Source organism: Aurantiacibacter sp. D1-12 (genome assembly GCF_028858515.1).
Taxonomy (GTDB): domain Bacteria; phylum Pseudomonadota; class Alphaproteobacteria; order Sphingomonadales; family Sphingomonadaceae; genus Alteraurantiacibacter.
Genome location: NZ_JAPJZJ010000003.1, coordinates 353,532 through 373,594, shown reverse-complemented (window position 1 = coordinate 373,594; position 20,063 = coordinate 353,532). Strand labels below are relative to the sequence as shown.

18 protein-coding genes are annotated in these 20,063 nt (G+C 60.8%); 13 read left to right on the top strand and 5 right to left on the bottom strand.

The genetic code is table 11. The features are described 5' to 3' along the window. Window positions 1-6: 6 nt before the first annotated feature. From OOZ52_RS08740 to OOZ52_RS08725, 4 genes are all read left to right on the top strand, one after another. Window positions 7-1,317, top strand: coding sequence for a pentapeptide repeat-containing protein (locus OOZ52_RS08740; RefSeq protein ID WP_274698126.1), 1,311 nt, complete (start codon window positions 7-9; stop codon window positions 1,315-1,317). Window positions 1,318-1,501: 184 nt separating this feature from the next. Next, window positions 1,502-2,200: a hypothetical protein gene (locus OOZ52_RS08735; RefSeq protein WP_274698125.1), complete on the top strand. Its 699-nt coding sequence runs from the start codon at window positions 1,502-1,504 to the stop codon at window positions 2,198-2,200. Between the two features lie 66 nt (window positions 2,201-2,266). After that, window positions 2,267-2,722: a MarR family winged helix-turn-helix transcriptional regulator gene (locus tag OOZ52_RS08730; protein ID WP_274698124.1), complete on the top strand. Its 456-nt coding sequence runs from the start codon at window positions 2,267-2,269 to the stop codon at window positions 2,720-2,722. Window positions 2,723-2,790: 68 nt separating this feature from the next. Further along, window positions 2,791-3,378, top strand: coding sequence for a hypothetical protein (locus OOZ52_RS08725; protein WP_274698123.1), 588 nt, complete (start codon window positions 2,791-2,793; stop codon window positions 3,376-3,378). A gap of 27 nt (window positions 3,379-3,405) precedes the next feature. Here the strand turns inward: OOZ52_RS08725 and OOZ52_RS08720 are convergent, their stop codons facing one another. Further along, the gene (locus OOZ52_RS08720) at window positions 3,406-5,496 is read right to left on the bottom strand and encodes a protein-disulfide reductase DsbD family protein (RefSeq protein WP_274698122.1); all 2,091 of its coding nucleotides are present in this window, start codon (window positions 5,494-5,496) and stop codon (window positions 3,406-3,408) included. A 27-nt stretch (window positions 5,497-5,523) separates the two neighbouring features. Between OOZ52_RS08720 and OOZ52_RS08715 the strand changes: the two genes are divergently transcribed. Next, a complete protein-coding gene (locus OOZ52_RS08715) occupies window positions 5,524-6,738 on the top strand; it encodes an FAD-dependent monooxygenase (protein ID WP_274698121.1) in 1,215 nt (404 codons plus the stop codon). A gap of 6 nt (window positions 6,739-6,744) precedes the next feature. On the opposite strand, the gene OOZ52_RS08710 is transcribed toward OOZ52_RS08715, so the two are convergent. Genes OOZ52_RS08710 through hemC form a run of 3 tightly spaced genes read right to left on the bottom strand, consistent with a single transcriptional unit; the run spans window position 6,745 to window position 9,345 of the window. Then, window positions 6,745-7,692 (bottom strand): hypothetical protein, encoded by a 948-nt coding sequence (locus tag OOZ52_RS08710; protein WP_274698120.1) that lies wholly within the window; start codon window positions 7,690-7,692, stop codon window positions 6,745-6,747. Between the two features lie 55 nt (window positions 7,693-7,747). Then, complete coding sequence (locus OOZ52_RS08705; RefSeq protein ID WP_274698119.1) at window positions 7,748-8,419, bottom strand: uroporphyrinogen-III synthase; 672 nt, start codon at window positions 8,417-8,419, stop codon at window positions 7,748-7,750. Next, the gene (gene hemC, locus OOZ52_RS08700) at window positions 8,416-9,345 is read right to left on the bottom strand and encodes a hydroxymethylbilane synthase (RefSeq protein WP_274698118.1); all 930 of its coding nucleotides are present in this window, start codon (window positions 9,343-9,345) and stop codon (window positions 8,416-8,418) included. Before hemC ends, OOZ52_RS08705 begins: the two co-directional genes overlap by 4 nt. 44 nt (window positions 9,346-9,389) lie before the next feature. Between hemC and tsaD the strand changes: the two genes are divergently transcribed. From tsaD to OOZ52_RS08660, 8 genes are all read left to right on the top strand, one after another. After that, window positions 9,390-10,427 carry a tRNA (adenosine(37)-N6)-threonylcarbamoyltransferase complex transferase subunit TsaD gene (gene tsaD / locus OOZ52_RS08695; protein WP_274698117.1) on the top strand — a complete coding sequence of 346 codons (1,038 nt, stop codon included), beginning with the start codon at window positions 9,390-9,392 and terminating at the stop codon, window positions 10,425-10,427. Next, window positions 10,424-11,419: an NAD(P)H-dependent glycerol-3-phosphate dehydrogenase gene (locus OOZ52_RS08690; protein WP_274698116.1), complete on the top strand. Its 996-nt coding sequence runs from the start codon at window positions 10,424-10,426 to the stop codon at window positions 11,417-11,419. The genes tsaD and OOZ52_RS08690 overlap by 4 nt, the downstream gene beginning before the upstream one ends. A 47-nt stretch (window positions 11,420-11,466) precedes the next feature. Continuing rightward, window positions 11,467-12,954 (top strand): lipopolysaccharide biosynthesis protein, encoded by a 1,488-nt coding sequence (locus tag OOZ52_RS08685; protein WP_274698340.1) that lies wholly within the window; start codon window positions 11,467-11,469, stop codon window positions 12,952-12,954. An 89-nt stretch (window positions 12,955-13,043) separates the two neighbouring features. Then, complete coding sequence (locus OOZ52_RS08680; RefSeq protein WP_274698115.1) at window positions 13,044-14,765, top strand: vWA domain-containing protein; 1,722 nt, start codon at window positions 13,044-13,046, stop codon at window positions 14,763-14,765. A 92-nt stretch (window positions 14,766-14,857) separates the two neighbouring features. Further along, window positions 14,858-15,382: a helix-hairpin-helix domain-containing protein gene (locus OOZ52_RS08675; protein ID WP_274698114.1), complete on the top strand. Its 525-nt coding sequence runs from the start codon at window positions 14,858-14,860 to the stop codon at window positions 15,380-15,382. A 102-nt stretch (window positions 15,383-15,484) separates the two neighbouring features. After that, window positions 15,485-15,865: a response regulator gene (locus OOZ52_RS08670; RefSeq protein WP_274698113.1), complete on the top strand. Its 381-nt coding sequence runs from the start codon at window positions 15,485-15,487 to the stop codon at window positions 15,863-15,865. 361 nt (window positions 15,866-16,226) lie between these two features. After that, complete coding sequence (locus OOZ52_RS08665; RefSeq protein ID WP_274698112.1) at window positions 16,227-17,411, top strand: acyl-CoA dehydrogenase; 1,185 nt, start codon at window positions 16,227-16,229, stop codon at window positions 17,409-17,411. Between the two features lie 151 nt (window positions 17,412-17,562). Continuing rightward, the gene (locus OOZ52_RS08660; protein ID WP_274698111.1) at window positions 17,563-18,771 is read left to right on the top strand and encodes an OmpA family protein; all 1,209 of its coding nucleotides are present in this window, start codon (window positions 17,563-17,565) and stop codon (window positions 18,769-18,771) included. 76 nt (window positions 18,772-18,847) lie between these two features. Here the strand turns inward: OOZ52_RS08660 and OOZ52_RS08655 are convergent, their stop codons facing one another. Beyond that, complete coding sequence (locus tag OOZ52_RS08655; RefSeq protein ID WP_274698110.1) at window positions 18,848-20,005, bottom strand: CaiB/BaiF CoA transferase family protein; 1,158 nt, start codon at window positions 20,003-20,005, stop codon at window positions 18,848-18,850. Window positions 20,006-20,063: the final 58 nt, after the last annotated feature.

The window sequence follows — 20,063 nt, the reverse complement described above, 5'->3', positions numbered from 1 at the left end:
GCAGAGATGGACGAAAAGTGGGTTAAGACCAGAGAGAACTGGGACAACCTTAAGAGTTGGGTCGATCAACCTGAAAATCGTTGGAAAGTTCTACTGATTTCTGTCGCCACAGTGGCGTTAAGCACCTTTTTGGTCGAAATTCTGATGGCACAATCATGGATGAGCTGGCTCGCCAGCCTTATCCGCAAGAGCAACTTTCTCGGTGACATATTTTTTCCTGCAACAGCTCCACCTTGGAAGGACAAGCTAACGGCACTGATCCCAGTGATCGGCTTGCCCACCGCATTCTGGCTTTGGCATTGGCGCGACCGCAACGTGCGTGATCAGATCGTCGAAAAACGAAATGAAGTATCGAACCAAAGGGAACAGATTGAAAACCAAGGGCGTCAGATTGAGAACCAAAGCCAAGAAATTGCAATCCAAAGGGAGCAAGTTGAAGGACTTAAAGCCCAAATTGAAGTTCAAAAACAGCAAGCAGATGGAATGAACGCGCAGATCGAGAACGATGTGCGCAAGATATTGTTTTCTGAATTCCAGAACATTCAAAGGCAGGCCGCAGGGCTATTTGATCTTGACGGACCAGACAGCGCAAAAATGCAACTGCAAATTTCTGCGCTCCACCAATTGCGACCATTCCTGTCGCAGGACAACCCTGAAAACTACCGAAGAGCAGCATTCGAACTACTGCTTGCGGGACACGCAGCAGCGATGGATCGGATCGGTGTCGGAGAGTGGGATGATAGTCTCTCACTTTCCCGCAACGTTAGCAATTGGCGCGACAAGATGAATGCCGTCGACAAGGAGAGGCTAGGTATCATTTCTGCCGATAGCAGAATCATTTTTTCCGGCCATTTCCCGTTGGAGAACAGGAAATTCGACTTTGTAGACGTCAATCAAAATCTGACCTTCTTGAAGCTCGATATGAGCAATTCACGTTTCATTGGCGCATATTTGCCCGAAGCTACTTTCGACCACTGCACACTTCTTTGGTCGGAATTCACAGATGCCTACCTGGCTAATTCGAATTTTGTCGATACTCGCATGACTTTTGCTGATTTCCGGAGCGCATCATTAAGAGGAGTAGCGTTCCAAGACACCGATGCGGGCTATCTGAAACTACAAGAGGCGAACCTACAGGGCGCAGAATTCCATGGAGCGAAGTTGTTCGAACCCTACCACAATGAGAAGACAAATTTTGACGGAGCGCAGTTTGATCTTGCAACGGCGTTTATATTTCCTTGGGACGAGATTTCTGAAGATGAGAAATCTGAACATCGAGAAGAAATGAAGCGGCTGGGAATGACACAAGTGAGCTAAGTGAGCACACAACACGGTCGTCTCAATTTTGGCATGGCAATCAGCCTGGCCACACTTATACCAAAGTGACTACACCTTAACTTTCCCCAAAATTCCACCAACAGCCGACTCCAACCGACCAAGCATACTCGCCTCTCAACTATTGCAATGTATATACATGTAATATCAACAAGGGAGGTATTGTATGTCCAGATTGTCACTCACCACCGCCGCAATAGCGCTCGCCGCAGCCGCATCGCCCGCCGCCGCGCAGGAGGCGTTCAGCATCACCGACACCTCGGGCTATCTCATGGAAGCCGACGCCGAGGTGGCGATGGCGCGCTCAGCCGCTCCGGCGCATATTTCGGATGACGCCTCCGTGCTCACCCTGAGCGCGGACGGCACATACCAAACGGCAGAGGAAGGCTCCAACGGATGGACCTGCTTTGTCGGGCGGTCTTGGACTGGCCCCGCGCCCTACGTGGATGGTCGCCGTGCTTGGCAGGCGGGGCACTTCCATGCAGAGTTGCGCGCGCCGCAGTGCTTCAACGCAGAGGCCACAGGATCGCACCTCGCCATGCATCGCATCTCCACCTACGGCTTCATGAACGGGGCAGATAGTAACCAGGTCGACATGATGATCGGCAATGCGCTGGCATCAGGCGCGATCCAGCCGCCTGAGCATGGCGCCATGTCCTACATGTATTCGCCGCAGCAGATCTTGCAGCCGGGCGGGCAGCGGTTCTTCCCGCATCTGATGCTCTACATGCCTTACGCCACGCAGGACGATTTCGGCCCGCGCGATGCGAACATGACCGTGCCGATGGTCACCGATGCCGGGTCGATCTTCGCGACAACGGTGATCATGTCCCCGCTTTGGTCAGACGGAACGCCCGTCCAATGACCGCTTACGGTTGGAAATAGATGCATAATCATGTAACTCCGCTGCAAGGTCCCAAGGTGGAGTTTCATGGACGATACGCGCGATTTGGCACTGCGAATGCTGCAAGGCTGTGTGGCTGGCCGCACGCACCAGATCGCGCGTATCGTTTCCGCACAATATGACGCCGCGCTCAAGCCCTATGGCCTCACCGCCAACCAGTTGACGCTCCTCTGCATGACGGCAGTGATGCAGCCCGTGCGGCCACGCGATATGCTGCCCTATCTCAAGATGGAGCAATCGACGCTCAGTCGCAGTCTGGACCGGCTGGTGAAGAACGGGTGGCTGAAACGCGATACCGATCCGGAGGACTCGCGTTCGCATCGGATGGCGCTCACCTCTCAAGGTACTACCAAACTGGCCGAAGCACAGGCCGGATGGGGCGAGGCACAGGCATGGGCGGACGAGGCCATGGGCAAACAGGGCATCGCCAGTTTTACCAAGGTCGCGCGGCAACTCAATCCGCTAATGCCCGAAGCGGAGTGACCGCACGAGCGGGGCACAAGCGCCGCGCCAATCTTGATCACCGCCCTCGCCTGTATCATTTGCCGTGCATGCGCTTCGCTACCCTCCTTCTCCTGCCCGTCTGCGCGCTGACAGCCTGCGAACGTCAGCAAAGCGAGCCGCTGCCCGAAAGCGCACAGCAGATTGCGATAAGTGAGATTGGCCCTCCACAAGCGAGCGCCTATCCTTCGCCCGACACGTCAGCAGCGGGTTGGACGGTAGCAGAGGATGGTCAGGCCATCCTGTTCAGCAATCCAGGCGAAGCGCCGTGGCTCACGCTCGCCTGCGACCTGTCGGAAACACCGGCACGCTTCACCATTATCCGCCATGCAGAGGCGCTTCCGGGGCAGAGCGCGCTGTTCCCGTTCGTCGGTAACGGCATGCGCAGCCGCTTCCTTGCAGACGCCACGCTCGCGCAGACCGCAGAGGGCGGCGAATGGCGCTGGGAAGCGAGCCTTCCGGCCGATGACCCGCAGCTCGATATCTTCGAAGGCGCGCGCGGTCTGACGGCGACTTTGCCGGGGCGCGGAATGCTGGAAATTGCCGGGAGCCGGATTCCGGGACAGTTCCTGACATGGTGCCGAGCTGATGGCCGTCAGCCCGATCCGATTGAGGTTGAGGAAACCACTGAAGAATAGAACCCGCTCGTCCTGAGCGGAGGTCAGTCACTCAGCCTCAGCCCGATCCACCAGTGCATCGGGCGTCAGCACCTGCGGCAATTGCTCGCCCTCGCCGCCCGCTGGAAACCAGACGTAAAGCGGCACACCCGCCACGCCCCATTGCTCGATGTAACGCGTGATTTCCGGATCGGCGCGGGTCCAGTCGCCGCGCATCGCGATTACGCCCGCCTCTTCAAAGGCTGCACGGGTGGCCTCGCGCTCGATCGCAACCCCTTCGTTGACCTTGCAACTCACGCACCAGTCAGCGGTGAACCACAGGAACACTGGCTGGCCCGATGCGCGCGCTTCGGCGAGTGCTTCCTCGCTGTAAGTCACGGGATCGAGCATGCTCTCGGCAGCCAGAAACGACCGGTCCTCTACACGGAACGGCAGTGATGCGGCGAAATAGATGCACGCCACAGCGCCGACGACCACAATGCCACGATGTCCCCTGCTCACCGCCACCAGCGTAACCACGATCAGCACGCCGAGCGCCACTGCGCTGAAGGCGAAGTGCGCTCCGCCCAGTCGCCATGCTAGCCAGGTGAGCGCGAGCGCAGTCAGCCCCATCGGTATGGCCATCACTTTGCGGAACGTCTCCATCCAACGGCCCGGTTTGGGCAATCGGCTGCGCAAGGCTGGCGCATAGCCAAGTAGCAGGAACGGCAAAGCAAGGCCGAAGCCGAGCGCCGCGAACAGTAGCATGGCTTGCGGAACGGGCAGCAACAGCGCCGCACCAAGCGCCGCTGCCATGAATGGCCCGGTGCACGGAGTCGCAGCGACTGCGGCCAGCAGACCGGTTGCAAAAGCGCTTCCCCCGCCCCGCGAGCGGATGGGGAGCGAAGGTATCTCGAACAAGCCAGCAAGATTGGCGGTAATCAGAGTGGCGAGAACCAACAGCGCGGCCACGACAAGCGGTTGCTGCAACTGGAACGCCCAGCCCACCTGCTCACCCGCTGCACGCAAGGCGAGCATCAGCGCGCCCAGTGCGAGCACTGCCAACATTACTCCAGCGGTATAGGCGAGCCCTTCCCTTTTCGCTTCTGCCTCGCTCCCGCCAGCGCGCGCCAGGGTTAGAGCCTTGAGACTCAGGATCGGGAAGACGCAGGGCATCAGGTTGAGCAGCAGTCCGCCGAGCAAGGCACCGCCTAACAGCAGAGCAAGCGGACTGTCCGCCATTGCACCACCCAGCGGCGTTCCACCCGACGGGACTTCACCGGGCGCAGCAGTGAGCTGGACACCGTTGCCGGCATCATCGAAGGCGAGGATACCCGTGATCTGATCAAGCGGCGGAAACACCGCCAGATCGCTTCCTTCCGGCAGCAGGAAGTCGCTCATCGGCATTTCGACGATAACCATGTCGCCATTGCGGAAGAAACGCTGCACGCCGCCATAATCGGGGCGTTTGTCTGCGCTCAGTCTGCGTTGCTCGATAAAGAAATGCGGCTGCGTCAGCTCCACACTTTCCGGCAACGGAACCGCCACGCGCAACGTATTGCCTGTCAGCGTAAAGCTGCCCTGCCGGTCGAGCATCGGCGGGATCGCCGCACGATGCTCGTCAAACTGCGCGCGCAGGACATCGCCCTGCTGCGGGAAGCGCACGGTGAGCGTTGCACGCTCGGGAATGCACAGCTCGTCCGAGCAGGCGAGCCACTGCGCATTCACCGTCGGCGCGGCGTAGTTCATCACCGCATCGCTTTCGTCGATCCGCACCGGGATCAGGACAGCATAATCTTCCTTGTAGGCGTGGTTGGCGATGTCGAAGAGCGTGAGGACATGCGGCACCGGATATTGCGGCGCGCCCACGTTCCACGATGGCGGGAGGTTCTGCCATTGCAATTCCATTCCGAGTCCCGCTTCGCCGGGATTGGACCAATATCCGTGCCAGCCTTCTTCCGGGCGGAAACGCAGCGCGAACCACAGTGTCTCACCCGGAACCGGCGCGTTTTCCGCGACAAGGTCCGCTTCGATGCGGTTCTCCTGCACTTGCTGCGCAGTCGCAGGCACGGCCAGAACGCCCAGCACCAAAAAGGCCAGCGCAAGCGCCGCCAGCACCAGTCGCCACACAGATAGACCAAAGGAGAGACTTGCCTGCATATGGCGGGAGACCTAGGAGCGGAGGCCATGACAGACAAGCGCGATCTCCTTATCCTTGGCGGCGGCCTCGTTGGTATGACGCTCGCCCTCGCCGCCGCAAAAAAGGGCATATCCAGCCATGTGGTGGACCGTGCCGACCCGGCGGAGCTTACTGCAGAGGGCTTTGACGGGCGTGCTTCGGCCATATCCACGGCCAGCTGGAACCTGTTCCGGAATATCGGCCTGACCGAAACGCTGGAGCCGCACGGCTGCCGGATCGAAAGCATCGCCGTGACAGACGGGATGAAGCCCGGACGGATCGATTTTGTGCCCGAGCCGCACGAAGGTTCGCTCGGGCGAATGTTTCCCAATCGCCAGCTTCGCCTCGCCCTGTTCGAGGCGGCCAAGAGCGAGTCGCTGGTCACCTGGCATGCCAGGGCGAATGTGATTGCACGTGATCGCGGCCAGCATGGGGTTTCTGCAAGGCTGGAAGACGGCACCGTTCTTGAGGCCAGCCTGCTGGTTGGTGCCGAAGGGCGCGGCTCACCGACGCGCGAAGATGCGGGGTTCACAATGGCCAAGTGGGATTACAGCCACCGCGCAATCATTGTCGGGCTGACCCACTCCAAGCCGCACGAAGGCGTGGCGTGGGAAATCTTCTATCCCGATGGCCCCTTTGCCCTGTTGCCTTTGCTTGATGACGAGCAGGGTCGCCACCGCTCGGCGCTAGTATGGACGGTCGATGAAAAGGATGCCGCAGGCGTCCTCGCCCTTGGCGAGCGGGCTTTCCACCACGAGGTCGATAAGCGCATGCACGGCGTGCTGGGCGAGATCACGGTAGAGGGTACGCGCTCGTCGTACCCGCTCAGCTTCCAGCATACCGCAAAGATCATCAATCACCGTCTCGCGCTGGTTGGCGATGCTGCGCACGGTATGCACCCGATTGCGGGGCAAGGCCTCAATCTCGGGCTGCGTGATGTGGGTACTCTGGTGGACGTCATTGCAGAAGGTATGCGGATCGGGCTTGATCCCGGCGATGCGCAGCTGCTCGCCCGTTATGAGAAGTGGCGTGCGCTTGATTCGCTCATGGTGATGGGCGCAACCGATACGCTCACCCGCCTGTTCGGCATTCCCGGCAAGGCGCCAAGCGCCGTGCGCCGCCTTGGCATGGGCGCAGTACAGCGCATGCCCGCGCTGAAGCGCTGGTTCATGGATGAAGCACGCGGAATGAGCGGGCAATTGCCCGAACTGCTCAAGGGCTGATCCGAATTACTGCTGGCGCGTGTTGCCCGCAGGGCTGCGCTGCTCGACGGGCGCGCCTTCACCGTCGCGCAGTTCGCGTGGATCGAGTACAGCGGCGGTCTCGAGCGTTTCCAGTGCGCGCTGGGCAGCAGCAAAGCGTTCGGCGTCTTCCAGCCAGTCTTCCGCTATCACTGCGTTGGGCATATTGCGGATTTCCGAAATTGCCGCCTCGATCCGACCGCTTTCGAGGAAAAGGCGGGCGCGCTCCATGCGGCGCTCTGCCACCGGCGAAGCCGTATCCTCGCGGCGGACGACGAAGATCTCCGACAGCTCGCGGCCAAGGCGGGTGAAAACATCCTCACCCTCAGGCGCATCGTCGAGATTGGGCGCAAGGCCCTCCAGCCGCGCTAGCAACTGATCGAGTGTGACAGGGTCTTGTGCCGCATCGATCACCGTTTGCACGGCATTGGGGCGGTCCTCTCCAAAACGCAATCGCAACTGGTCAGCGAGGTAGCCGAGCGGGCGGCCACGTTCGATGGCGCGCCGGCTGGCAAAGGCGATCAGCAAGGCTTCGGCCCGCGCAGCGTTGCCTGCTGCAGCCTGCGATTGCAGATCAAGCTGGGTTAGACGTTGCTCCATGGCGACAATACGGCTGTCGAGGCCGCCCTGCTGCTCGACCACCTGCTCGACCTGCTCAACAGCAGCTCGCGCATCTTCGGCAGCTTCCTCTGGCGAGGTTGGTAGAGCCTCGGGCGCATCGAATTCGTCTTCGGCAAGTTGGGCCGGTTCTTCATCGGTGACGACTTCACTTGCATCGCGCACGGTGAACATGCCTGAGAAGATCTCGCTGCGGGAAAGTCCCCACATCGCCGCCACACCCAGCAGGAATGCGCCGCCCAAGGCAAGCAACACCGGGCGCAACGCAGGCTTCGCCTTGCGCGCACCACTTGGGGTGTATGAATAATCGTCGACCATATTGTCCTTCTGCGACCCTCAGAAAGATTGCGCCGTGGTTATAGCGCATTTTACATTACTGACACATGTCTCTGGCCAAGGCCAATAGAGCGGTATCATCGGGTTGTGGAGCGCTTTTGCACAGCTTCCACCCTTCTCCGGCAGCGGTTGCAACACGCGGCCCGATGCAAGCCAATGAAATTGCTGCACGATCAAGGCCGCGCCTGTCGCATTCGGCTGCGAAATGTTCTGCCGCCGCTGCCGAATGCAGCAGCACAAGCGGTTCACCCGCACGCAGGCTGATCTCATCACTTCCAGTCAGTGGGATAGCCCGCACCGAATAGAGCACACGGGTTTCCACCGTGATCTTCTCCGGCAGATCAAGCACCACATGCTCTTCGCCAGCCAGACGGAGAAATCGCATATTGTCCTTCGTCGCATCGACAATCGCCTGCAAACCACCCTTGCCCGTGGCCGCAACGGTGAAGCCCGCTTCATGCGCGGCGTCAGCCGTTGCTTCGCCCACGGCATGAACGGGCAGCGACTGTAGGCCTTCCAGCGCTTCACCACCGTGCCGGAAAGCATTGGCACTGCCAATAAGCAGGGCATCGAAATCGCTTGCATCTGGCGCGTCCCACGCAAGTGGGACGACTTCAAAAAGCGGACGGCCGATGATTGCGAGACCAAGCTCGCGCGCATTCTGCAATGTCGATTGCAGGCCGGGTTCGGGGCGGATCGCAAAAATCATGAAGCTTCGTCGAATACGGCCCGAATGACAGGCGTCGCCTTGGCCAGCAGTGCCTTGCCGAGCGCCTTTGGAGCAGCATCGTCACCGGCAGCAAAGGTCGCAATCTCTTCGACCCGCTCTGCCCCGTCGGCGCTGAAGATGGCCGCGCGCATGGTCAAATTGCCATCCGCGTGGGTGCACAGGACCGCGATGGGCGAGTGGCAGTTTCCGCCCAGTGCGAGCAGCAATGCCCTCTCGGCCATCACTTCCGAGCGGCTTGGCGCGTGATCAAGCGAGGCCAGCAGGTCTTGCACACGGGCATCATCCAATCGGCATTCAATGGCGATAGCCCCCTGCGAAGGTGCGGGGAGCCAGTGGTTCTCGTCGAGCGCGGCCCCGATTTTATCCTCGCCCAGCCGATCAAGTCCGGCAGCAGCAAGGAAAGTCGCATCGGCTTCGCCCGCTTCCAGCTTGCCGAGCCGCGTCGCAACATTCCCGCGGAACGTTACCACTTTGCAGTCAGGCCGTTGGTTGAGCAATTGCGCGGCGCGACGCGGTGCGCTGGTGCCGACTATCGCGCCCTGTTTCAGGTCAGAGATGCTCGCGGCACCAATCAACCGGTCGCGCTTGTCCGCGCGCGGCAGGATCGCAGCGAGTGCGAACACCTCCGGCCGGACAGTTTCAACATCCTTGAGCGAATGGACCGATGCATCGATCTTGCCTTCAGCCAGCCACGCATCCAGTTCCTTTGTCCACAGCGCCTTGCCGCCGATCTCTGCCAACGGGCGGTCGAGCACTTTGTCTCCGCTCGCCAGCACCGGCACCAGCTCTACTGCTTCCGCCGGCCAGCCATGCGCGAGGCACAGGCGGCGACGGGCCTCTTCCGCCTGCACCATGGCAAGCGGGGACTGGCGCGTTCCGAGTTTCAGGACAGGATAGTCAGACATTGGTTGGCTTGCCCTAGCGGGGGTATCGTCTAAGGGAAAGCGCCATGACGCTGGTTCTCGGCATAGAAAGCTCTTGCGATGAAACTGCCGCCGCTCTGGTGACGGGTGACAGGCGCATTCTGGCGCAGGTCATCGCCAGCCAGGAGGAAGAGCACGCGCCCTATGGCGGTGTGGTGCCCGAGATCGCAGCGCGTGCGCATGCGGAGCGGCTTGCGCCGATAGTAGAGAAGGTCTTGCGTGAAGCCGATGTTACGCTGGCCGATTGCGACGCGATTGCCGCAACTGCAGGCCCCGGCCTGATCGGTGGCGTAATGGTCGGCCTCGTCACCGCCAAGGCACTCGCGATGGCGAGCGACACGCCGCTGCTCGCCATCAACCACCTTGAAGGCCATGCACTGAGCCCGCGCCTTGCGGACGAGCATCTACAATACCCCTACGCCCTGCTGCTGGTCAGCGGAGGGCATTGCCAGATCCTGCGCGTCGAGGGCGTTGGCAAGTACCAGCGGCTTGCGACCACGATTGACGATGCTTTGGGCGAGGCATTCGACAAGAGTGCCAAGGTGCTCGGCCTCGGCTACCCGGGCGGCCCGGCAGTCGAAAAGCTGGCATTGGAGGGCGATGCGCAGGCCGTCCCGCTCCCGCGCCCGCTGAAGGGCAGCAAGGAGCCGCATTTCAGCTTCGCCGGCCTCAAGAGCGCAGTACTGCGCGCGCACGAGACGGGCAATTATTCGGATGCCGATATTGCGGCGAGCTTCCAAGCGGCGGCTTTGGACTGTATCCTCGACCGGATGCGCAAGGCGTTGGGGGAGATGGAAGAGGTGAGCGCATTGGTAGTTGCGGGCGGCGTTGCTGCCAACAAGACCATCCGTGGCGGACTGGAAGGCCTCGCTGCCGAGTTCGACCTCGCCTTCACGGCCCCGCCGCTGCCGCTGTGCACAGACAACGCCGCGATGATCGCATGGGCCGGTATCGAGCGGCTTGAAGCCGGTTTTGACGCAGATCCCCTCGATTTTCGTGCCCGTCCGCGATGGCCGCTCGATCCCGATGCCGAGCCCGCCAGAGGCGCAGGAGTTAAAGCATGAGTGACTCAGCAATCGGAGTTGTCGGTGCAGGCGCGTGGGGCACTGCACTCGCACAGGCGCTTGCCAGCGATGGGCGGACGGTGAAGCTCTGGGCGATGGAAGAGGGACTGGCCGAGGCGATCAATTCCACGCATCGCAATGAGCTTTACCTACCCTCTGCAACTCTCGCGCCGAGCATCGAAGCAACGGGTGATCTCGCCGAAATTTCAGCCTGCGACACGCTGCTGCTGGTCACCCCGGCCCAGCACATGGGCGCAACGCTAGCGAAGATGGGCAGCTTCCCGCGCGATCTGGTGCTGTGTTCCAAGGGTATCGAGGCGAGCACCGGCCGGATGATGCACACAGTGGCGCATGACGCTGCGCCCGATAGCGATATCGCCGTCCTTTCCGGCCCGACATTTGCGCACGAAGTCGCCGATGGCCTGCCTTGCGCGGTAACGCTCGCTTGCGGCGGCGGTCAGGAGCAGTGGGAGCGGCTTGCACCCGCTATCGCGCGGCAGAATTTCCGCCCGTACTTCTCGGACGATGTCGTAGGCGCAGAGATCGGCGGCGCGGTGAAGAACGTGCTCGCGATTGCTTGCGGCGTGGTGGAAGGGCTCAAGCTAGGCCAGAACGCGCGCAATGCGCTGATCACCCGCGGATTTGCCGAAATGCTGCGCTTTGGCGTGGCCTTTGGCGGCAAGCCTGAAACGCTTAACGGCCTGTGCGGCTTGGGTGATCTGGTGCTCACCTGTTCCTCCACCTCCAGCCGCAATTTCTCCCTCGGAAAGGCGCTTGGCGAAGGCATGAGCGCAGACGAGGCGCTTGCTGACAAGCGGACCGTGGCTGAAGGCGCGCACACTGCGCCGGTGCTGCGCGATATTGCCCGCGACAAAGGCGTGCAGATGCCGATTGTCGAGGCGGTGAACTACCTTCTTGATGGCCGCGGTGCGCAGGAAGTCGTGGCGGAACTGCTCGCACGCCCGCTCAAGGCAGAGGGCCTCACCGCTTGAGCGACACCGCCAAGCCTGATCCCGATGCATTGGAGCATCGCGAGGATATGGACGCGCTTGTCAAAGGCGGGCGCACCAATACACTCGGCTTCGTGATCCGGCTGATCGGCGGCATTCCGTTCCTGTTCCTCGGTTACCGGCTTTACGGTGCAGACGAGATGGGTCGCTTTGCTTCTGCCGTTGTGGTTGTGGAGCTGTTCGCGCTGATCTGCGCGCTGGGCGAGAAGCGTGGCCTTGCGCAGCGTCTTACCCAAGGGGCGGAAGAAGACGGGCAGCGACGCGTCAATCTCGTCTTTGATGGCATGCTCGCCTCGCTGATCTTCTCGGCTGCATTCGTCGCGCTGCTGGTGATCTGGCCTTTCCCCGTATTCCCCAACGGAACGAGCGGCCGGTGGGACATTCTCATTATCGCTGCGATCCCTGCTTTTGCGCTTACCGAAATTCTGCTCGCTGCACAGGCATACAGGTTCGATATCGCGACGACGGTCCGCGCGCGGGCCGTTGTAGAGCCATGGACGCGCTCGATTGCCGTTGTGGCCTTTTTCTATATCCCCGCGCTACGCGATGGCGGGGTGGCGCTCGCCTATCTGGCGGCGGTCTACGCCGCGCTGCTGACGGCAGCGTGGACATTCTTCCGGACTTACGGGCCACCAAGGGGCTGGCGACCACGTCCGCGCTATCTCTCGCAGATGATGGGGCGCGCATTGCCGCTGGCGGGCGCCGACGTGATCGAGCGCGGGACGCGGCTGATCGACGTGATCCTGCTCGGCTTCTTTACCTCGCCTTTCGCGGTGGGCATCTATTACTTCGCCAAGGAGATCGCGAGCCTACCGCAAAAGCTCAAGACAAGTTTCGAGCCGGTGCTTTCCCCCGTCATCACCAAGAACCTGAAAACCGGCAACATGGCGGCCATCGCCAAGCAGGTGCAGCAAGTGGGCTTCTGGATCATCGCGCTACAGCTGGGCATAGCCCTCGCACTCGCTATTCCAGGAGAAGCCGTGATGGGGCTTGGCGGATCGGACATTGTTGGCGGTACCGCAGCGCTCGCCCTGCTGCTGATCGCAGAGGCGGTAGCTTCGATGGCAGTCGTTTCCGAAGGTGTGCTGGTCTACATCGCCAAAAAGCGCAATCTGGCAATTTCCGTTGGCGTGATCGCGCTGCAAGCTGCGCTCACCATTGGGCTCATCATGCTGGCAAGGCACTGGGGCCTTGATGAAGGTTATATGGCCGGCGGCGCCGCTGTTGCGCTGCTGGTTGCCCTCGGCACGTCAAGCCTGGTCAAGGCGCTACTGCTCAAGCGACTGCTCAAGGCACCCGTCGGCAATCTGCGCTTTGCCCTGGTCTGGGCGACGGGTGCGGCGGTACTGGTCGGACAGGCGGCCATCCTGCTTCCGGAATGGGCGGAGCTGATTTTCGGCATTCCCGCTATCCTGGCAGCCTACCTGGTGGTCGTGTGGAAATATGGTTTCGGACCTGAAGACAAGGTCCTGTTCCAAAAGAGCAAGCAGGCAGACGAAGGCGCGACTCCGGCATAGAGATGCGGCCAGGGCGCCGGGAATTCCAGCATTCAGAATAGGTTCACGGCACCGAGGCGAGCCTTTGCGCTTCATTGCTGGAGGGGACTATGCAAAAATTCACGCGCGCACCTGTTGCGCAGACTATCGCCGCAGTCGCACTGATAGCCGCCTTGGGAGGCTGCCAGACCAGCACAAGCGATGGCTCGGTTCCGGTGTCTGAAGCCCCGCCACCACCTCCGCCACCACCACCTCCTCCTCCTGCTTCGGGTGCAGCGGAACGGATTGCGGTCACGGCTGCTAGAGCACCGGGGATGGCGGTTTCGGCGGATGAATTCGAGCTATCGGGCCAAGTCAATGTCGAGAATGCGGTAAACCAGCAACAAGCCCGTGGTCGCTACATGTTCGTCCCGCCGGTCCGCCTACCGACGGAGGATAACCGCGAACAGTATGAGGGTGAGGAAGTTTCTCCCGTCCAGCTCTCGCTCTACAATCCGGTTAGCACATTTTCGGTCGATGTAGACACCGGCGCCTATGCCAATGCGCGCCGCTTCCTGACGATGGGCCAGCTGCCTCCTGCCGCTGCCATACGGACCGAAGAGCTGATCAACTACTTCCGCTACGACTATCCGCTGCCCGAAGACCCTTCGCAGCCCTTTTCCATCACTACCGATGTGGCGGTAACACCGTGGAATCCGGACACGCGTCTGCTGCGTGTTGGCCTGCGCGGTTATGACTTGCCGCGCGAAGAACGGCCCGCTGCGAACCTTGTCTTCCTGCTCGACGTATCGGGCAGCATGGGAAGCGCGGACAAACTGCCACTGGTCCAGACGGCCATGCGCCAGCTTGCAGGGGAGCTGCAAGAGCAGGATCGTGTATCAATCGTAGTCTACGCCGGCGCTGCCGGACTGGTGCTTGATGCCACCAACGATGCAGCGGAAATCCGCCGGGCAATCAACAATCTGCGAGCGGGTGGCTCAACCGCTGGCGGCGCCGGTATTCAGCTTGCCTACGATATCGCTCGTGCGCATTTTATTGAAGACGGCGTCAACCGCGTCATCCTTGCGACTGACGGTGATTTCAACGTCGGCGTCTCGAACCGCGATGCGCTGGTCGAAATGGTCGAACGGCAACGCGACAGCGGCATCACGCTCACCACACTCGGCTTCGGCACGGGCAACTACAACGAAGCGATGATGGAGCAGATCGCTAACCACGGGAACGGCAACTACGCCTATATCGACAGCGCGATGGAGGCACAGAAAGTGCTGTCAGAGGAGATGGAGAGCACGCTCTTCACTATCGCGCATGATGTGAAGATCCAGGTCGAGTTCAACCCCGCCGTCGTCTCGCAATATCGCCTGATCGGCTACGAGAACCGCGCGCTGGCAGAGGAAGATTTCGACAATGATGCGGTCGACGCTGGGGAGATCGGCGCCAGCCATCAGGTCACCGCGCTATACGAGATCGTACCTGCCGATGGCGACGGCTGGGTGCGCCCGCGCCGCTACGCCGACGAGCCCGAAGTGCCGCAAAACCGGCTTGAAGAAATGGCTTTCCTCCAGTTGCGCTACAAGTTGCCGGGCGAGGATAGCTCGATCCTGATCGAGCGTCCCTTGTCGGCAAGTCTTCTCGCCAACGCCCGGCAGGCTCGGGGTGACATGGCATTTGCCAGCGCCGTGGGTGCCTATGGCCAACTGCTGCGCGGCGATACGTTGATGAACGGTTTCACTTTCGCCGACGTTGCCGCGCTGACGGGAGAACAGGACGGCTTTTGGAGAGAGGAATTCCTCCAGCTGACAACGCTCGCCGGATCGCTTCGGCAGAATTAGCCCACCATTGCGCTTCTCGTTCACGCGACTATGTCTCGTCGCGACTTTACGGCGCCTGAGAGAGCGCCACGAACAGAATTTCGAGAGGCGTCATGATGGCTGAAATTCAGCAAGAGTATCTGATCTTCCTCGTCATCGCTCTGGTGGTGGCAATAGGGCTCGTGTGGTGGTTGCTGCTTACTTCACGCCGGACGAAGATCCAGCGCGATGATACGGCAGACGACGGACCAACCAAACGCAATCAGGCACTGATTGACGCGCCCGCCGCGTCCGTCGGTCCGGTCTCTGCGGCCGCAGGATTGGACAGGGTCGCCGTTGCAACTGCCCAAACAAGCACAGGGATCGGCACGGCGGAGGCGTCCGCTCCAGCGACAAAGGGCGATGATCTGCGCCGGATCAAGGGACTTGGACCCAAGCTGGTAACTCTGCTGGCCGAACATGGCGTGACCAGCTTCGCGCAGATCGCCGCCTGGGATGATGCCGATATCGACCGGATCGATGCCCGGCTGGGCCGTTTCCAGGGCCGCATACGTCGCGACGACTGGGTCGCTCAGGCCAGGCTTCTCGCGGCCGAAGACACTGCCGGGTACGAAGCGAAGTTCGGCAATCTGCAGTAAATCGGCCCGAAATCGTTAACGCCGGATCGGCATCGCCGGGAACATTGCCCCACCCATCTGCGTATGTGTCAGTAAGACGACAGGCACAGCCAGAGGTGGAACATGGCAACCCAACCAGGCGGTAAATCGCCCCGCGTCCTCATTGTAGAGGACGAATTCATTATTGCTCTCGATCTTTCGGAAACGGTTCGCGATCTTGGCTATCGGGTCGAAGGCCCGTTCGCCAACAAGGATCACGCGATGATTGCGGTTGACGAGCAACTGCCTGACATTGCTGTTCTTGATGTGATGGCTGCGGATGGCGAAGTGTTCCCGCTCGCGGACAAACTGACCGATGCTGGCGTGCCCATTATTTTCCATTCGGGCCATGTCACCGACAAGGATGTGGCGGAGCGCTATCCTGATGCCCAGGCTGCGGCAAAGCCTTGCCCTCCGGGGCGCCTCATCGACATGATCGAGCGTGCCTGCGGGCAGGTTCACTAGGCGGCGTGGACAAATTCCCTGCGGATCACGGTTCGAGTTCAAATTTGTCCTGACAAGGCGCGTGCGTGCAGGAAGTGCATCGCACTTTCAAGCGTACGCAACGCCGTCAGGGCGGATTTGGGCCGAACCCCTGCGGGGCCAGTCGAGAAAACGCCATTTCTGCGTCCTTCGTCCTTGAACATGCCAGGCATGTCCTGCGTCCTCACTCCTCGAACTGACGTTTTCTCGACTGGCCGTGACCGCGGGGAATTTGTCCACGCCGCCTAAACCGCACCTTGCAAGAAATGCTGCACGGGCGAATTGCCCGCTTGCCGCACCGTGCCCGCTTATCTAGGGGGTGGTTTCAAAGGAGACTACTTTCATGGCCGGTATGGTGCCTTTCGATTGGGCAGACGCCTTCAACCTCGACGATCAGCTGACCGAAGAGGAACGCATGATCCGCGATGCCGCGCACGGCTTTGCGCAGGGTTCGCTGCAACCGCGCGTGATCGAGGCTTATGCAAACGAGGCAGACACGCCCGAGTTGTTCCCGCTGATGGGTGAAGCCGGCATGCTCGGCGTCACAATCCCGGAAGAATTCGGCGGATCAGGCGCAAGCTATGTCGCCTATGGCCTCGTCGCGCGGGAAATCGAGCGGGTGGACAGTGGCTATCGCTCGATGGCGAGCGTCCAGTCTTCACTCGTCATGTATCCGATCCATGCTTATGGCTCGGACGAGCAGCGCGAGAAATACCTCCCCGGCCTGGCCAGCGGCCAGCTGATTGGCTGTTTCGGTCTGACCGAGCCCGATGCCGGGTCCGATCCTGCAGGCATGCGCACCTACGCCAAGAAGGATGGAGACGGGTATTCGATCTCGGGCGCGAAGACCTGGATTTCCAATGCGCCCTTCGCCGACGTCTTCGTGGTCTGGGCGAAGAGCGAGGCACACGGAGACAAGGTGCGCGGTTTCGTGCTCGAAAAGGGTATGGCGGGCCTTGAAGCTCCGAAGATCGGCGGAAAGCTCTCGCTGCGCGCAAGTACTACCGGCATGATCCAGATGGATGAGGTCAAACTGCCTGCCGATGCCTTGCTGCCGAACGTCGAAGGCATGAAGGGCCCGTTCGGCTGCCTTAATCGCGCACGCTACGGTATTTCATGGGGCGCACTAGGCGCCGCCGAATTCTGCTATCACGCCGCGCGCCAGTATGGCCTCGATCGCCACCAGTTCGGTGTGCCGCTTGCTTCCAAGCAGATTTACCAGCTCAAGCTGGCGGACATGCTGACCGAAATTTCACTCGGCCTGCAAAGCTCGCTGCGTGTGGGCCGCCTGATGGATGAAAGCAAGTTTGCGCCGGAAATGATCAGCGTTGTCAAACGCAACAATGTCGGCAAAGCGCTCGACGTTGCTCGCAAGGCCCGCGACATGCATGGCGGTAACGGAATTTCCGAGGAATATCAGGTGATGCGTCACATGGCGAACCTTGAAACCGTGAACACCTACGAAGGTACGCACGATGTCCATGCTCTGATCCTCGGGCGTGCAATCACTGGCATCTCGGCGTTCTAAACACTCGGTTCGTCGTCAATGGTGCTGCAAAAACGCAACACATTGAAGATTGAAACAAATTTTACTTCGCAACTGCGGAACAATACCGCATAATAGGAATTGCAAATCTATCCTGGGGCACCCCTACCCCGTTTCATAATGAGGATTACCAATGAAGAAACTTTTGCTTACCGCGTCTGTCGCGGCGCTGGCAATTCCGGGCGTTGCGCAAGCAGACCCGTACATTGCAATCAGCGGCGGTGTGGCCACGGCCGAAAACACCACCAATGACGGCACGTTTACGGCGGATGTTCCGGCAACGCCCGCCTACCCGGCTATTCCGGCTGGTACGGACTACCAGTTCGATACCAATGCTGACCTCGGCTGGAACGTGAACGGCCAGATCGGCTATGCGTTCGACAACGGCTTCCGCATCGAACTCGACGGCAGCTATGTCACCTATGACCTCGAATACCACAACGATCTGATTGTTGGCGGTCAGGCAATCGGTCCGCAGGATTCCAGCATCCTGACCCGCGGTGCCGCGTCTGGTCAGTCGGTCTGGAACGTTCTGGCTGACGCTACTGGCGATGTGGAATCTTACGGCGCGTTTCTGAACGTTCTGTACGATTTCGACCTCGGCTCCGTTAAGCCTTACATCGGTGCTGGCGCCGGTATCTATGTCATCGACGCTGACTATGCCCCGAGTGGCGTTCTTGTCACAAACGATGCTGACACGACCTTTGCCTATCAGGGCATCGCCGGTCTTTCGGGCCGCGTTTCGGACGGTGTAGAGCTGTTTGCAGAATACAAGTACCGTGGTCTGTTCGACGAAGCTGACCTGACCAACAGCCTGCTTCCGGCCACGCTGCAGACCGATCCGACCCAGCACATTGGTGCGGTTGGCCTGCGCTTCTCGCTCGGTGGTGACACACCTCCGCCGCCGGCGCCGGTAGCACCGCCTCCTGCGCCTGTAACGCCTCCTCCTCCGCCGCCGGTGCGGCCAGCTCCGCAGCCTGAACCGACACCGTGCAACACCGGTCCCTACATCGTGTTCTTCGACTGGGATCAGAGCGACATCACTCCGGAAGCAGCCACCGTGCTGAACTCGGCTGTGTCGGCTTACGGCAACTGCGGTACGGCTCAGGTCATGCTCGCCGGTCACGCTGACCGTTCGGGTTCGACCACGTACAACGTCGGCCTGTCCGAGCGTCGTAACGCTTCGGTTCGTAACTACCTCACGGGTCGCGGCATCCCGGCTGCTCGCATCATGAGCGAAGCCTTTGGTGAGAGCCAGCCGCGCGTTGCAACCGCAGACGGTGTTCGCGAACTGCAGAACCGCCGTGTGGAAGTGACCTACGGTCCGGGCTCGGGCAACTAAGCCCAAGCCTCACAAGGCAAACAGAACGGGCCGGGAGAGCGATCTCCCGGCCCTTCTTTTTTGGCTATTCGCTGCGTCAGTCTTCGTCGCGTGGCAGGCTAGGAGATGCCTTGCCCAGCGCCAGCTCGGCATCCGAAAAGCGGATCGGCGTGCGCAGGCCCTTCAACCCCTCTTCCAAGTCCACGACCATGCCGCGCGATTCGATTTGCGGGTCGGTGAGTGCTTGCTTCACCGTATTGATCGGCCCGGCAGGAATACGTGCTTCTTCCAGCTTCGAGAGCAGTGCGTCCCGCTCCCACTCCGCCACGCGGCGTGCAACAGAGGCAGACAGGCTCTCCCGGTTCTTCACCCGCCGCGCGTTGGTACGCCATTCCTCGCGCGCCGACAGGTCAATCGCCTCGGCAAAACGGGCAAACTGGTTGTCATTGCCCACTGCCACAATCAGCCAGCCGCCTTTCGCTTCGAAAGCCTCATAGGGCGCGATATTGGGGTGGGCATTGCCCATCCGCTTGGGATTGCGACCCGAACTGAGATAGTTCGTCGCCTGGTTGGCGAGCGTCCCCACCATCACGTCAAACAGTGCCATATCGACCAGCTGCCCACGTCCGGTAGCCTCGCGCTGCCGCAGTGCCGCCTGGATGCCGATCACAGCGTAAAGCCCGGTCATGATATCGGCATAGGCAACGCCGATCTTCTGCGGCGCGCCATCAGGCTCGCCCGTCAGGTCCATAATCCCGCTCATGCCCTGAATGATAAAATCGTACCCGGCGCGCGGCGCATAGGGACCGTCCTGCCCAAAGCCGGTGATGGAGCAATAGACGAGGCGCGGATTGTCCGTCTTCAGACTCTCGTAATCGAGCCCAAACTTCGCGAGACCGCCCACCTTGAAGTTCTCGATCACCACGTCAGCCTCGGCAATCAGCGCTTTCACCCGCGCCAGATCGTCCGCATCGGTGAAATCGGCGGTAACGCTGTCCTTCCCGCGATTGGCCGCGTGGAAATAGGCAGCATCCTTGCCGCCATCTTCGCGATCGATAAAGGGTGGTCCCCAGGTGCGCGTATCGTCACCTTCCGGGCTTTCGACCTTGATGACCTCTGCCCCGAGATCGGCGAGCACCTGCCCTGCCCAGGGCCCTGCCAAGATACGCGCGAGTTCGACGACTTTGATGCCCGCGAGTGGAGCCTTGCTACCGTCGTCAGCGGTGGAATTCTTTCCGAGAAATTTGCGGATCATGGATCATCTTTAGCGCACGACGACACGATTGGAAGCGGCTTCCCACTTGCCTCCTAAC

Excerpts from the sequence above, each read along its gene's own strand:
- OOZ52_RS08740 (WP_274698126.1), top strand. The coding sequence starts at position 7 with ATGGACGAAAAGTGGGTTAAGACCAGAGAGAACTGGGACAACCTTAAG.
- OOZ52_RS08735 (WP_274698125.1), top strand. The coding sequence starts at position 1,502 with ATGTCCAGATTGTCACTCACCACCGCCGCAATAGCGCTCGCCGCAGCC.
- OOZ52_RS08730 (WP_274698124.1), top strand. The coding sequence starts at position 2,267 with ATGGACGATACGCGCGATTTGGCACTGCGAATGCTGCAAGGCTGTGTG.
- OOZ52_RS08725 (WP_274698123.1), top strand. The coding sequence starts at position 2,791 with ATGCGCTTCGCTACCCTCCTTCTCCTGCCCGTCTGCGCGCTGACAGCC.
- OOZ52_RS08720 (WP_274698122.1), bottom strand. The coding sequence starts at position 5,496 with ATGCAGGCAAGTCTCTCCTTTGGTCTATCTGTGTGGCGACTGGTGCTG.
- OOZ52_RS08715 (WP_274698121.1), top strand. The coding sequence starts at position 5,524 with ATGACAGACAAGCGCGATCTCCTTATCCTTGGCGGCGGCCTCGTTGGT.
- OOZ52_RS08710 (WP_274698120.1), bottom strand. The coding sequence starts at position 7,692 with ATGGTCGACGATTATTCATACACCCCAAGTGGTGCGCGCAAGGCGAAG.
- OOZ52_RS08705 (WP_274698119.1), bottom strand. The coding sequence starts at position 8,419 with ATGATTTTTGCGATCCGCCCCGAACCCGGCCTGCAATCGACATTGCAG.
- hemC (WP_274698118.1), bottom strand. The coding sequence starts at position 9,345 with ATGTCTGACTATCCTGTCCTGAAACTCGGAACGCGCCAGTCCCCGCTT.
- tsaD (WP_274698117.1), top strand. The coding sequence starts at position 9,390 with ATGACGCTGGTTCTCGGCATAGAAAGCTCTTGCGATGAAACTGCCGCC.
- OOZ52_RS08690 (WP_274698116.1), top strand. The coding sequence starts at position 10,424 with ATGAGTGACTCAGCAATCGGAGTTGTCGGTGCAGGCGCGTGGGGCACT.
- OOZ52_RS08685 (WP_274698340.1), top strand. The coding sequence starts at position 11,467 with ATGGACGCGCTTGTCAAAGGCGGGCGCACCAATACACTCGGCTTCGTG.
- OOZ52_RS08680 (WP_274698115.1), top strand. The coding sequence starts at position 13,044 with ATGCAAAAATTCACGCGCGCACCTGTTGCGCAGACTATCGCCGCAGTC.
- OOZ52_RS08675 (WP_274698114.1), top strand. The coding sequence starts at position 14,858 with ATGATGGCTGAAATTCAGCAAGAGTATCTGATCTTCCTCGTCATCGCT.
- OOZ52_RS08670 (WP_274698113.1), top strand. The coding sequence starts at position 15,485 with ATGGCAACCCAACCAGGCGGTAAATCGCCCCGCGTCCTCATTGTAGAG.
- OOZ52_RS08665 (WP_274698112.1), top strand. The coding sequence starts at position 16,227 with ATGGCCGGTATGGTGCCTTTCGATTGGGCAGACGCCTTCAACCTCGAC.
- OOZ52_RS08660 (WP_274698111.1), top strand. The coding sequence starts at position 17,563 with ATGAAGAAACTTTTGCTTACCGCGTCTGTCGCGGCGCTGGCAATTCCG.
- OOZ52_RS08655 (WP_274698110.1), bottom strand. The coding sequence starts at position 20,005 with ATGATCCGCAAATTTCTCGGAAAGAATTCCACCGCTGACGACGGTAGC.